The organism is Pseudomonas sp. S2_H01 (genome assembly GCF_054668305.1).
On the sequence record NZ_CP162756.1, the window covers coordinates 410,469 to 423,611 of the forward strand.

The 13,143-nt window shown below is 55.9% G+C and carries 14 protein-coding genes; 8 read left to right on the top strand and 6 right to left on the bottom strand.

Features of this window, described 5'->3' with window-relative positions:
- Positions 1 to 129: 129 nt before the first annotated feature.
- The 3 genes from AB4N84_RS01855 to AB4N84_RS01865 form a co-directional block, all read right to left on the bottom strand.
- Positions 130 to 405, bottom strand: coding sequence for a hypothetical protein (locus AB4N84_RS01855; protein ID WP_074758486.1), 276 nt, complete (start codon positions 403 to 405; stop codon positions 130 to 132).
- Positions 406 to 728: 323 nt separating this feature from the next.
- On the bottom strand, positions 729 to 2,099 hold the full coding sequence (locus AB4N84_RS01860) for a GntT/GntP/DsdX family permease (RefSeq protein WP_460045007.1): 1,371 nt from the start codon (positions 2,097 to 2,099) through the stop codon (positions 729 to 731).
- A 167-nt stretch (positions 2,100 to 2,266) separates the two neighbouring features.
- Positions 2,267 to 3,160, bottom strand: coding sequence for a LysR family transcriptional regulator (locus AB4N84_RS01865; protein ID WP_074758482.1), 894 nt, complete (start codon positions 3,158 to 3,160; stop codon positions 2,267 to 2,269).
- Positions 3,161 to 3,292: 132 nt separating this feature from the next.
- On the opposite strand from AB4N84_RS01865, the gene AB4N84_RS01870 reads away from it, so the two are divergent.
- From AB4N84_RS01870 to AB4N84_RS01880, 3 genes are all read left to right on the top strand, one after another.
- Positions 3,293 to 3,994 carry a CoA transferase subunit A gene (locus tag AB4N84_RS01870; RefSeq protein WP_062390523.1) on the top strand — a complete coding sequence of 234 codons (702 nt, stop codon included), beginning with the start codon at positions 3,293 to 3,295 and terminating at the stop codon, positions 3,992 to 3,994.
- Positions 3,995 to 4,080: 86 nt separating this feature from the next.
- A complete protein-coding gene (locus tag AB4N84_RS01875; protein ID WP_074758480.1) occupies positions 4,081 to 4,737 on the top strand; it encodes a CoA transferase subunit B in 657 nt (218 codons plus the stop codon).
- Between the two features lie 207 nt (positions 4,738 to 4,944).
- Positions 4,945 to 6,363: a short-chain fatty acid transporter gene (locus tag AB4N84_RS01880; RefSeq protein ID WP_460045008.1), complete on the top strand. Its 1,419-nt coding sequence runs from the start codon at positions 4,945 to 4,947 to the stop codon at positions 6,361 to 6,363.
- Positions 6,364 to 6,388: 25 nt separating this feature from the next.
- Here the strand turns inward: AB4N84_RS01880 and AB4N84_RS01885 are convergent, their stop codons facing one another.
- Both AB4N84_RS01885 and AB4N84_RS01890 read right to left on the bottom strand, forming a co-directional pair.
- Entirely contained in the window at positions 6,389 to 6,952 is a 564-nt protein-coding gene (locus AB4N84_RS01885) for a LysR substrate-binding domain-containing protein (protein ID WP_460045010.1), read from the bottom strand.
- A gap of 469 nt (positions 6,953 to 7,421) precedes the next feature.
- The gene (locus tag AB4N84_RS01890; RefSeq protein ID WP_460045011.1) at positions 7,422 to 7,877 is read right to left on the bottom strand and encodes a helix-turn-helix domain-containing protein; all 456 of its coding nucleotides are present in this window, start codon (positions 7,875 to 7,877) and stop codon (positions 7,422 to 7,424) included.
- Positions 7,878 to 8,118: 241 nt separating this feature from the next.
- Between AB4N84_RS01890 and AB4N84_RS01895 the strand changes: the two genes are divergently transcribed.
- Together AB4N84_RS01895 and AB4N84_RS01900 are read left to right on the top strand one after the other, a co-directional pair.
- Positions 8,119 to 8,655, top strand: a complete 537-nt coding sequence (locus tag AB4N84_RS01895) for a hypothetical protein (RefSeq protein ID WP_460045012.1) — start codon at positions 8,119 to 8,121, stop codon at positions 8,653 to 8,655.
- Positions 8,656 to 8,718: 63 nt separating this feature from the next.
- On the top strand, positions 8,719 to 9,192 hold the full coding sequence (locus tag AB4N84_RS01900) for an antitoxin Xre/MbcA/ParS toxin-binding domain-containing protein (RefSeq protein ID WP_460045013.1): 474 nt from the start codon (positions 8,719 to 8,721) through the stop codon (positions 9,190 to 9,192).
- Positions 9,193 to 9,874: 682 nt separating this feature from the next.
- Here AB4N84_RS01900 and AB4N84_RS01905 read toward each other — a convergent pair.
- Complete coding sequence (locus tag AB4N84_RS01905; RefSeq protein ID WP_460045014.1) at positions 9,875 to 10,243, bottom strand: hypothetical protein; 369 nt, start codon at positions 10,241 to 10,243, stop codon at positions 9,875 to 9,877.
- A gap of 245 nt (positions 10,244 to 10,488) precedes the next feature.
- Between AB4N84_RS01905 and AB4N84_RS01910 the strand changes: the two genes are divergently transcribed.
- The 3 genes from AB4N84_RS01910 to AB4N84_RS01920 are packed head-to-tail and all read left to right on the top strand — an operon-like array spanning position 10,489 to position 13,094.
- Complete coding sequence (locus AB4N84_RS01910; RefSeq protein WP_460045015.1) at positions 10,489 to 11,064, top strand: TIR domain-containing protein; 576 nt, start codon at positions 10,489 to 10,491, stop codon at positions 11,062 to 11,064.
- A gap of 6 nt (positions 11,065 to 11,070) precedes the next feature.
- Positions 11,071 to 12,261 (top strand): toll/interleukin-1 receptor domain-containing protein, encoded by a 1,191-nt coding sequence (locus AB4N84_RS01915; RefSeq protein WP_460045016.1) that lies wholly within the window; start codon positions 11,071 to 11,073, stop codon positions 12,259 to 12,261.
- Positions 12,258 to 13,094, top strand: a complete 837-nt coding sequence (locus AB4N84_RS01920; protein ID WP_460045017.1) for a hypothetical protein — start codon at positions 12,258 to 12,260, stop codon at positions 13,092 to 13,094. Before AB4N84_RS01915 ends, AB4N84_RS01920 begins: the two co-directional genes overlap by 4 nt.
- Positions 13,095 to 13,143 lie beyond the last annotated feature (49 nt).

The following is a 13,143-nucleotide window of genomic DNA, read 5'->3' on the forward strand; positions in this document are numbered from 1 at the left end:
TTGATTTCAGGCCACCACGCTATCGAAAGCCCGACCGGAAACACATAGACAGACACACTGACTTTTAACCATACAGTTTCAAGTAAATCGCAATCGTCAGGAAACTGTTACCACCTCGAAGCAACCCACTCAGCCTTGGCGCGCTTTGGACGGTGTATTGACCTGAGCGTTGACTTCACCACGGTTATCGAACTCGTGCGCTTGCTGCATCTGTGGCTGAGCCATCAGCTGGTTTTTGCGAGCCTGATAGTCGTCGTAGGACAAGCCGCGACGGTTCAGGTCTTCAAGGGCGAGTTGGTGAGTTTCTTCAGCGGTGTAAGGGCGCAGTTCAGGATGATTGCCAGCGGCACAGCCAGAAAGAACGGCAACTGAAAGCAGCATGGCAAGGGCAAGAAGACGGTTCATGAGAGACTCCATTCGGCTCGTTTCGGGAATGAGCCAAGGCTACGCCCCGCCCCGTTCGAGCAGAAATCAGTCGTCTTGATAGTCGGTATTGGCTGTGCCGACGCGGTCTGCCTGCTTCACCGGCCCTATCGGCATGGAGCAGAAGACGCGTGACCTGTGGGAGCTGCCTTATCGGCATGGAGCAGAAAACGCGTGACCTGTGGGAGCTGCCGGAGGTTACGACGGTGGCGAATGCGGTAAACGCGGTCTTCCTGACGTACTGCATTCGCCACCGTCGTAACCTCCGGCAGCTCCCACAGAGGATCGGTGAAGGTCGGAAACTGTTAAACCAACCAATGCCACAACAGCAGCGTGCCGATCAGTCCGACCACCGAGACGATGGTCTGCAGCACCGACCAGACCCAGATCGTCTGTTTGAGTTGCAGGCCGAAGTACTCGCGAACCATCCAGAAGCCCGCATCGTTCACATGGCAGAAGAACACCGAACCTGCACCGATCACCAGCGCCACCAGCGACGCTTCAATCGGCGCAAGGCCGGCCATCATCGGCGCGAGGATGCCTGCGGTCGTCGTGGTCGCAACGGTCGCGGAGCCTGTCGCCTGACGCAGTGCCACGGCGATCAGCCACGCCAGCAGCAGGTAAGGCATGTGCGCGCCTTCGGCCACTTTGCTGATGGTCTGGCTGACGCCGGCATCCAGCAACGTCTGCTTGAGGCCGCCACCCGCGCCAATCGTCAGCAACAGCACAGCGATCGGTGCCAGGCTTTTGCGCAGCGTGCCGCCCACGTGCTCCCGGGAGATGCCATTGGCCCAACCCAGGCAAACCGTGGCCGCCAACACGGCAATGCCCAACGCCACCAACGGCTCGCCGAGGAATTTCAGGGTCAGTGCAAGGTTGCTCTCCGGCTCCAGGGCGATCTTGGCCAGCGTACTGCCGAGCATCAGGATCACCGGTAGCAGGATGATCAGCAGGGAGATACCAAAACCCGGCTGACGGGTGACACCGGGCCTGGCCGAAAACAGCTCGCCCAATTCAGCCGGTGCTTCGATATGCAGACGCTTGGACAACCAGTTGCCATAAATCGGGCCGGCGAGAATCACCGCAGGAACAGCGATGCAGAAACCCAGCAACATGGTCAGGCCCAGGTCGGCGTGCAACGCGCTGACCGCAATCAGTGGCCCCGGATGCGGAGGCATCAGGGCGTGCAGCGTGGTCATGCCCGCCAGTGCCGGAATGGCAATTTTGAGCAGCGGCTGGTTGGACTGGCGCGCCATGACGAAGATGATCGGCACCATCATCACCAGCCCCACTTCGAAGAACAGCGGCAAGCCGATGACCATCGCCACCAACGCCATCACCCACGGCAGCGTCTTGCCTTTGCCCAACTTGAGCAAGGTGGATGCAATTCGATCTGCCGCTCCCGACTCGGCCATCAGCGCGCCCAGCATCGCACCCAGCGCGATGATGATCCCGGCCTCGCCCAGAATCCCGCCCGCGCCCTTGCTGAACGCTTTTGCGACTGCCTCCGCTGGCAACCCCGCGCCTATCCCTGCGATGAAAGTGCCCACCAGAATCGACAGAAACGGCGGGAGTTTGGTGGCGCTGATCAGCACGATAATCGTGGCGATGGCGATCAGGCAGCAGATGATCAAGCGGGTGTCATGGAACACCCACGCAGCAGACGACAAATCCAAGCGGAACCCCTTATCGTTCGATTCTTATTGAAAGATGATCTGAAACAATTTGTTTCAGATGGCCAAACGATACCGGATGCGGCAAGACGTCGCAGCGATTTTTTCATAGAAAGTGGCCGAAAAGACCTGTCATTCATCCATTCATCTAAATGAATCGGTTCAGTCGCTTAAACCACAGGCGCTTGGGCGCATTCAATCAACACATCCTTCAACGCCTGCGCCGCGGCCGACAACTTGTGATCGGCCAAGGTCATCAGGCCGATCCGTCGTTCGATGCGCGGGCCTTCCAGGGCGATGCAGCGCGCGCCCAACTCTTCCATCTGCTGAATGCACAACGAAGGCACCGCGCTTACGCCCAAACCGTTGGCGACCATACGTCCCACCGTCGACAGTTGATGACTTTCAAATGCAACCGAGAGCTTGCCGTGCTGGGTCTGCAGGTCCTGCTCCAACAACAGACGCACCGCCGACGGGCGTTGCAGGGTGATGAAGTCATGGTGCAGCAGTTCGTCCCAAGTGACTTGCGCACGCTCGGCCAGCGGTGAATCCATCGGCACTACGGCGACAAACCGGTCCAGGTAGAACGAGGTAAAGGTCAGGTTGTTGCTCGATTCGGGCTCAAACCCGATGCCAAGTTCGACCCGACGGTGATCCACCATTTCCAGCACTTGCTCATTGATCACGTCGTGCACCGCCACGTTGACCCGTGGATAGCGCTCGCGAAACACCTTGAGCGCAATAGGCAGCAGGTTGCCGGCGAACGACGGCATCGCCGCGACCGAAACCTTGCCCATTTGAAGCGTGAAGCGCTGGCGCAACAGCTCTTCGGTGTTGTCCCAGTCGGCGAGCAGTTGCCGGGCCAGCGGCAACAGCGCCTCGCCTTCCGGCGTCAGGCTGACATTGCGCGTGGTACGCGCCAGCAGTTGCCCACCCAGATCGTCTTCAAGCGCCTTGATGGTCAGGCTCAGCGCGGGCTGGGAGAGGTGCAGCCGCTCTCCGGCCTGAGCAAAACTCAAACATTGCGCCACCGCCAGAAACGCCCGAAGCTGCTTCACGTTCATATATTTGGTTTTCTTATCAATCTATGAAAAAAACAAAATTAACAAATCATTGATGCAGAGAGAAGATGCAGTCAACGCTCTCTGACAGCCCGATTGTCAGACACAACTACAACGAAGCGGGGTCGCATCATCATGGCTGGACTCGACAAACGAGTGGCAACGTACGAAGAAGCCCTTGCCGGGCTGACTGACAACATGACTGTTCTGGCCGGTGGTTTCGGTCTGTGCGGTATCCCGGAAAACCTCATCGCGCAGATCAAGCGCATGGGCGTGAAAGGCCTGACGGTGGTTTCCAACAACTGCGGCGTCGACGGTTTTGGTCTGGGCGTCCTGCTCGAAGACCGTCAGATCCGCAAGATGATCTCTTCCTATGTCGGCGAAAACGCCCTGTTCGAACGCCAGTTGCTGAGCGGCGAACTTGAAGTCGAACTCACCCCGCAAGGCACCCTCGCTGAAAAACTGCGCGCTGGCGGCGCCGGCATTCCCGCTTTCTACACCGCTACCGGTTACGGCACACCGGTGGCTGAAGGCAAAGAAACCCGCCAGTTCAACGGCCGCAATGTGATCCTGGAAGAAGCCATCACCGGCGACTTCGCGATCGTCAAAGGCTGGAAAGCCGACCACTTCGGCAACGTGGTCTATCGCCATACCGCGCAGAACTTCAACCCGGTCGTTGCCACTGCGGGCAAGATCACCGTGGTGGAAGTCGAGGAGATTGTCGAGCCGGGCGTATTGCTGCCAACCGAGATCCACACCCCTGGCATCTATGTGGATCGCGTGATCCTGGGCACTTTCGAGAAACGCATCGAGCAGCGCACGATCAAGAAATCCTGACGCGCCGAGTCGACTCGACACCCTCCATTGATTTTTCCGCAGACGATTCTTGAGCCTGCCGGACACAATAAAAGAGACCCACGATCATGGCACTCTCCCGCGAACAAATGGCACAGCGCGTTGCGCGCGAACTGCAAGACGGCTTCTACGTGAACCTGGGTATCGGCATTCCGACCCTCGTCGCCAACTACGTGCCCGACGGCATCGACGTGATGCTGCAATCGGAAAACGGCCTGCTCGGCATGGGTGAGTTCCCGACGGAAGCGACCATCGACGCCGACATGATCAACGCCGGCAAACAGACCGTGACCGCGCGCAAAGGCGCGTCGATCTTCTCCTCCGCCGAGTCCTTCGCCATGATCCGTGGTGGCCATGTCGACCTGACGGTGCTGGGCGCTTTCGAAGTCGACGTCGAGGGCAACATCGCCTCGTGGATGATTCCCGGCAAGCTGGTGAAAGGCATGGGCGGCGCGATGGACCTGGTCGCCGGTGCCGACAACATCATCGTGACCATGACCCACGCGTCCAAGGACGGGGAATCCAAATTGTTGTCGCGCTGCAGCCTGCCGCTGACCGGCGCTGGCTGCATCAAGAAAGTCCTGACCGACCTGGCGTACCTGGAAATCAAGGACGGCGCCTTCATCCTGCGCGAAACCGCACCGGGCGTGACCGTTGAGGAAATCGTCGCCAAGACCGCCGGCAAGCTGATCGTGCCGGACGATGTGGTCGAGATGAAATTCTGAAGGGTCTGATGGGTCGCGTTCCCCTGTAGGAGCGCGCCATCCTCTACTCTCTTGATACACCGGCGTCATACCGTTGTGCCATTCTGCCTCTTCAGTCATGAAGGGGCTTTGCTGTATCTAGAGCCGAACCTTTTTTGCGTCACTGCCAACACTAAAAACAGCTATTTCAAATAGCACCCGAACAATAACTCCAAGAGGTAAAACAACGTGGCCGCCGATATCGAAGAAAGCCGCTCCGCCCGATTTGCCCTGCGCTGCGCCAAATGGGCAGAACGCTGGTTCCCTGACTCGTGGGTGTTCGCCGCCCTTGCCGTGGTCATCGTCACCCTCGCAACGCTAGTCATCGGCGCTAAACCCTCCGACACCGCCAAGGCCTTTGGTGACGGTTTCTGGAGCCTGATCCCTTTCACCATGCAAATGGCCTTCGTGGTCATCGGCGGCTATGTCGTCGCCAGTTCGCCGCCTGCGGTCAAACTGATCGACCGTTTGGCACGCATCCCGAAAAACGGCCGCTCGGCCGTGGCCTGGGTCGCGCTGATCTCCATGGTCGCTTCGCTGCTGAACTGGGGCCTGTCCTTGGTGTTCGGCGGCCTGCTGGTCCGGGCTCTGGCACGTCGCACGGATTTGAAGATGGACTACCGCGCTGCTGGCGCCGCCGCCTATCTGGGTCTGGGCGCGGTGTGGGCGCTGGGTCTGTCGTCGTCGGCTGCACAGCTGCAAGCCAACCCGGCCAGCCTGCCCCCGTCCATTCTGGCGATCACCGGGATGATCCCGTTCACCCAGACCATCTTCCTGTGGCAATCCGGCGTGATGCTGCTGGCGCTGGTGGTGATCTCGATCATCGTCGCTTACGCCACCGCGCCTGGCCCGGCCAACGCCCGTGACGCCAAGGAATGCGGCGTCGATCCAGCGTTCAGCCTGCCGCCGCTGCCCCCGCGCACCCGTCCAGGCGAATGGCTGGAATACAGCCCGTTGCTGATCATCCTGATGGTCGTGCTGGCGTCCGGCTGGTTGTTCAACGAGTTCAGCACCAAGCCTGCGATCACCGCAATTTCCGGCCTGAACACGTATAACTTCCTGTTCATCATGGTCGGCGCGCTGCTGCACTGGCGTCCGCGCAGCTTCCTGGATGCCGTGGCCCGCGCAGTGCCGACCACCACCGGCGTGCTGATTCAGTTCCCGCTGTACGGTTCGATTGCCGCGCTGCTGACGACGGTCAAGGGCGGTGACGCGCAAACCGTGGCGCACCACATCTCACTGTTCTTCACCAGCATCGCTTCCCACGACACCTACGCACTGCTGATGGGCGTGTACTCGGCCATCCTCGGCTTCTTCATTCCGTCGGGCGGTGGCAAGTGGATCATCGAAGCGCCATACGTAATGCAAGTCGCCAACGACCTGAAATACCACCTGGGCTGGGCAGTGCAGATCTACAACGCCGCTGAAGCGCTGCCGAACCTGATCAACCCGTTCTACATGCTGCCGCTGCTGGGTGTACTGGGCCTGAAAGCGCGCGACCTGATCGGTTTCTCGTTCGTGCAGTTGCTGGTGCACACACCGCTGGTGCTGTTCCTGCTGTGGGCGCTGGGCACCACGCTGGCGTACATTCCGCCTGTGATGCCGTAAAAAACTGTCGGAGCGTGGGTCGTGTTCATTTTGACGCGTCCCTCGCCTCCCCCATCAGCCAGACCTTCAGCGCCTGCACCGTCGGGCGCAGTATCGAATGTCTGGGCTGCACCAGGTAATACCCCTTCGACAGCGGCAAACGCTGCTCGAAGGGTTCAATCAGCGCCCCGCTCGCCACCTCCTCCTGGGTCAGCCATTCGCTGGTGATGACCACGCCCTGATTCCGCCGCGCCGCTTCAATGGCCATCAAAGACTGGTCGAAGTGGATGCCGGGAATGTTCCGCCCTTCCTGCTCACCTATACCGGCAAAGCGCTGCAACCACTCCGGCCAGTTCGGGTGCAAGGTGTTGTGCAGCAACGTCGCACGTCGCAGGTCGCCCGGGCTGTTCAAAACGTGCTGTTCGGCATAAGCAGGGCTGCAATAGACGCGCGCGTCGTCCTGATGCAACAACTCGACGTCCAGCTCCGGCGCATGCCCGTCGAAATGCCGAATCGCCAGATCGACCCGCTCGCTGCTGAAATCGGCCAGTGTGGTCGATGAACTCAGGTGCAGCGCGACAGTGGGATGGCTTTCAAGAAAGCCGGCCATACGCCGCGCAAACCATTTGGCCGCCAGACTGGGCGCGTGGTTTAGACGTTAGCTAGCGCTATTTGTAAATTAAACTGCTGATTTATAATGAAATTATTAGATATAGCGCTATTGGAAAAATAGCCGAATAATTGGTGGTTTCTGTGCTTTCATCTCTGATCTGTCTGGGAGGTTGCACCGTATCAGCGCCAGACATCGCTGTAGCAATTGGGAAAACCTCTAATCCGCGTTTCGGAGTTCGCACCACGGTGACCTTCGAGCACCTTAGGGCTTGCCCAACACCACTCAATGGTTGATCGGCCAGGATTGATTTCAGAACAACTCTACGTATTCATATCCCTATGCCTGCAGGCTTGAATATCCTTTCGATTATCCCAGCCTTAGGTTTTCGGTGTTTCTTGGCATTTTTTCGCGATGTGTTGGACGGTTTCATCTCCATCAAGCGGCCAGTATGAGCGTGGCTTATAGCTCAGAGCTTGACCCAGTAACGATCCACTGTTGCTCGACTAAGGCCTAGCCTACGAACGATCGCCATTTTCGGTAATCCCTCAGCCTGCAGCATCTGGATAGCCAATCGGTTGTCGTCAGCCCGCTTACCTCGAACTCCGCGGATCGCCCCTCTTTTGACTACACTGCTAAGCACACCGTCTTCGACCAGTCTATTGAAGTCAGCCTGTTGCTGGTCCCGATACGCCTTTAACTCGATACCAACCAAGCGCGCTTCTACCGCCGTAAGCACAAGGCTTTGCGAGATGCCGAGGTACTCGCATAATGAATTGAATTTGAGTACAGAAATGGGCTGACGCCCTTGCTCGACCTTGGCTAGATGATCTCGGTTTAGTACCTGTGCGCAGCCTTCTCGGCTGATCCCTGCGGCAACTCGAACTTCCCTCAGGATCTGCCCCAAAGCCTCCAAATAGTCCATCTCTCTTCCGTGTACTCACAAAAGAGATAATAAGGCCACGCTTTGACGCATCACATCGTGGGGGTATAACATGCACTAATAACGCACAACCGCAAGCGCCTCAGGTACGCAAGAGTTACCCCGACCTCAGCACATACTGATCGACGAGCCTTCGTATCCCAGCTAACGACCGGTTGACCCACTCATGGTGCCGTCTGCGAGATTAAGTTCATTCAGAAATGGTGCCATCAAAGTGATATACGTGCTGAATGCCGCTGAGCAACCTCTAGTCTCAGAGCGCGCTTTGAAAGGGCTTCAAATTACAGTGCTCATTTTAGGCGACGCTATGTTTACCACCTACCGATCCTCAGAGATGGTGATTGAGGGCTATCCTGAATCACCGGCGACTCAAATTTGGCGCTGCGTTGAGCAGGAAATCATCCATTCTTGGTTTTATGTGCAAATTGGGAGATGGGGCCGGACCGAATCCTCCGCGTCAATGATGATGATTCAACATGCCCATGAGTTGAGAGAACTGGCTGACCGCCAATCAAATTTGATTTGGATTGAGGAGATCCAGTTCGTCTCCCCACCACACGTTAATGACCTGAGCCGCTGGATGATGGAGCCGTTAACAAAAATTGTAGTGCTTGCGCTACCGGGTGCCGAGGGCGGATATGGCTTACGCGTGGATGTCTCGGGAGGCCACTCATACTTCCTTAACGGCGGGAACGAATTGCGGACTGCGAAGGTTGTGAGCGTGATCTTCGACGCAGATAAGCACCTACGCGGTAAGTGAGAATGATTGCGTATTTGACGCTGTCTTCACTTGCAATGCGATCCGACAGATGGAGAACCAGTGATGATCAAATCTCTTCTGCAGGAGCTAGCCCCCAAAACCTCGGCCTGTCTTCCTACGGAATGCTTGCTACATAACCGCGCTGATCAGTTTAGCCTAGCTATGATCTATCGACGCATCATGGAGGGCTTTTCGACAAAAGACATGCGAGCGTTACTGGGGGGATGTGTGCTTGAGTCGACCACTCGCACAATGCTCCGAGGTCTGGGCATGTCGACCCGCGCATACCAACGTCACCGAAATGACAAAGGAGATGTCCGTCTTACGGCTCTGCAAAGCGCATTGGCCTATCAATACGCACAAGTGCTCGAGCGTTCGACTAGGGTGTTCGGCACCCAGACTTTTGCCGAAGAATGGCTGGGCCAGCCATGCAAATTTTTAGATGGGAATGTCCCGCTGAGCATGGTTGAAAACGTGATTGGGGCACAGGCGGTGGAGGAGTATCTCAAGAGGATTGAATATGGAGTTTATCAGTGACCTTAGCCTAAGCGGTTTATGAGGTCACAGTGCAAAGCTCTACCGACTTAACACCAGATACAATTCTGCATGAGTGGGTGATTGCGAAGGAAGCATGATGAAAGGACGGCGGAAGCTTAAAACAGCGAAATGGCGCATGAAAGCCAAGTTTTTGGCAGAGGCTAGGATGATTCTACAATCCGAAGACCATTTGCGCAGAGTTGGTAAATTTTTATCTATTGCAGTAGCTAGTACAGACGCCAGAGAGCCTTTGGGGGTGCTCGCAGGAGCACGTCATGCGCGCGCCACCAACTGATCGTTTCCTTATCAGCATCAGCCCGTGAAGGATTGGATTCTCAGCAAAACCAGTTCGCTGTCAGGCCGTTGAAAGGGGAAAAGCCATGTAGTTTGCAAACCATAATGAGTGAAGTCTTCAAATCCCTTTTATTTCCTACAGCCGATTGCATTCAACAGTCGCTGCCCTTTGCCTTAAGGGTACCTGCGAAGTTTCAAACATTTCGCTACCTTCGAGCAAGCACGCAGCAGCCTGGCAGGTCTCCGAGTTTAGCTGTCCATTTTGTTGATCGGAGAATAATGCTAAGTCAACTTTTTTCTTTGTCTTAGGGCAATGTATCAGTGACAGTGACACTATCACATGCTTCAGCAAGCGCCCGACATCGTTCGCGCCCTACCCTAGGACGTTTCACAAGAAATCGCTGACCTGTATCGGTTTCTCAGTCGCGAAAATTGACTCGTAAACCGCGTCATCAAGCTCTTCACGCGCAAGGAGAACGCTGGCGTTGTATGCGCGAGCCTTACAAAACCAGGCGCAAGATTGATGCTCATCGCGCTCCAGCAGATCGAAGTATTTTTCCTCCATTTCAGCACATAAAGCCGCAAGTCGAGCATGACCTTCACGCGACAACAGTTCAGCGACCTCGTTAGAATCACCACCAACCTCATCAATCGCCCAGAGAACAATACGAGTAGCTACCTGCTTTTTCGTGGAGGGCTCCATTGCGTCGAAAGCACGGTATAAGTCAGGATTGCTTGATGCCAAGCGGTCAGTCATGTGGCTCGATCCTCTGGTCTGGCTTCCCCATTACATCTGGATTGTCGCCTAAAAATACTGGAAATAGTCGGAGAAGCTTCTTTGAAATGCCTTCAGATCGATGACAGTTTCTCGTACCCGACTGCTATCGGCCAGAAGCGGTCATTGGTTGATTACGTCACTGAGGCGGATTCTCCTAGCACCCAAGCCGTGAGCCCTTCATGCTGGACAACCTGAGCAAGGGTCAATAACGTCCGGAATAGGACTTGACTATCGACGACAATTTCAAGGGAAAGCTGATGAATTATGGGAATTTTGGTGGCGCTTACCGTCCCCAGGCGCCGGTGAAACACAAAATATTCGTGAGCTATCACCACCACGGTGACCAGGCTTACTACGACGCTTTTTCAAAAGCATTTCACGATACCTACAACGTGATCTACGACAACTCCCTTGAACGCAGCATCGATAGCGATGACGTCAATTACGTGATGCGCCGTATTCGGGAAAACCACATTACAGGCACCTCTTGTACTATCGTGCTTGTTGGTGCGGAAAGTCCGAAGCGGAAGTACATCGATTGGGAAATCTCGGCGACACTTGAAAAAGGCCACGCGCTCATTGGCGTCCGCCTACCAACTGCCCGCTTAACTCCTGATAATCAGTATGTCCTCGTCCCTGATCGGCTCCTTGACAATATCAACTCCGGCTTCGCGTCATGGCTTACGTGGGACCAAATTACAGCTAGCACAGCGCAGCTTGGTCAGCACATTGCAGAGGCAAAAAACCGAAGTGTTTTAAAAATCAATAACACTCGGGCACGTCGTGTCCGCAACGGATAAGCGCAGATGACTGATTCAACCCGCCCGTTCCTAGTGGTGTACGTCGTTTGGCACCCGGCTTTTTCCGACGGCCTTGTCATCGCCGAGATCCTTCGGCAACATTTTCGCCGAAAGCTTTACGAAAATATCGCAGGAGGTACTGGGCTTAGCGTCATATACAGATATGTTGTGGCACCGGAATCCACTCAACCTCTGCCTATTGACCTCGCGGACGCGGACACTGCCGCCATTGTAGTCCTCGCCGACAACAATCTCGTCGGCGATACTGCCTGGACGGCCTACGTCCAAGAACTCTGCCATCGTACTGAGGCGGCGGGCTTAGGAACGAGAGTCTTCCCCGTCGAAATTGATACCGATGTGCTGACGCGCCTAGGAACTATGGAGCAAGCGTTGCTATGGGCACGCTGGGATGGAGAACTTACCGAACGTGGCCGTCGATTGACGGCGGCATTGACATACGCATTTTGCCGCCTGTTACGGCATTACCTAGAGCACCTCACGCGTCCCGAAGTGGAGGAGGAAGCACTTGAGGCTTACCTAAAGAAGGTACAGATATTCCTCAGCCATTCAAAACACGACCAGCATGGCGAAGATATCGCCCGAAACGTCCGAAGCAGGCTCCACAACACGCCAGGGATGGACAGCTTTTTCGATGTCTATGACATTCCAGCCGGTCTTCATTTTCAGAAAGTGCTGATCCACAAAGTGCGCGTGAGCGCGATGGTCGCCATCCACACTGATTCTTACTCGTCACGTGAATGGTGTCGCAAAGAGATTATTGAGGCGAAGCGTTGGCACGTACCTCTTGTTGTAGCCAATAGTATTAGCGACATCGACGAGCGCGGCTTCCCCTATATGGGCAACGTTCCGGTGGTCCGTCTGGAACCAGGCGGTGCCGATCGCATAGACTTCGTAATTGCCCGGCTGCTCGACGAGGTTCTGAAAAACTTCCTATGGCGCTGCCGTATTGCGCTTGAGCTTTCCGGCGAAAAGCTCAATCCCACGGTGTTTTTCGTACCCAGACCCCCAGAGCTCATTTCACTTGCGAGCCTGCCCTCCGAGGCGGATGTGCCACATCCGGTTATTGTTTATCCGGATCCGCCACTCAGTGCAGAAGAAGAGCGGCTATTCGCAGAGATATCACCTCGGGTTCAGCTACGTAGCCTTACGGAATGGAAAGCGGGGGCTGTACGATGAGCTATCAGGAGATTCTCGGACAAAAGACCATAGCGATCTCCATTTCGGAGAGCCCAGACATGGCTGTCTTAGGTCTGGGTAACGAACATTTGCGAGATGCCATGGCGGAAATAGCCCGTCACTTGCTCGCGCTCGGAGCGAGGCTGATCTATGGAGGGGATTTACGACAGTATGGATTCAGCGACCTACTATTCGAACTTGTTGCCCGGCATCGTCGAGACGCAAACGAAGGTGATAGCCTTAGCGGAGTGACAAACTATCTCGCATGGCCGGTCCACATCCTTCAAGAAACGGCTGATCTTGAAACACAAATTACCGACCTTGGGGATTCAGCGGAGCTCGTTTGCCTGCGAATTGACGGTAGCGGGCTACCCATTGAAGAGCGTCGCGGCCTTCCGCCTCAAGTACCTACAGAGCAAGACTGGGCAAACGGACTTACGTCCATGCGTATCACCATGATGTCGAACTCTGACGCAAGAATCGTCGTGGGTGGTCGAGTAGAAGGCTACAAGGGGACTATGCCGGGTATTGCCGAAGAGGTGCTTCTTTCATTGAGGGCAGGTATGGCGATTTTCCTAGTCGGCGGTTTTGGAGGGTGTACTCGTGATATCGCTGAAACCTTAGGCCTAATACAGCCTCGACCGACATCTAATCCTGGATGGGCTCATCGCAGTGAATTCGCCGCGTTCACTACCGCGAACCTGAATAACGGTTTGACCGACGAGGAGAATGCAACGCTCGCATGTACCCCGCACGTAGACCAAGCTATAACGCTAATCCTGCGCGGGCTGATGCAATTGGTCAAAACAGAAGGATTAAAGATCGCAACCTAGCGCGCAACTCAGGTAGCGCATTTCAGCGGTGCCGATCTGCGCTTCTCAT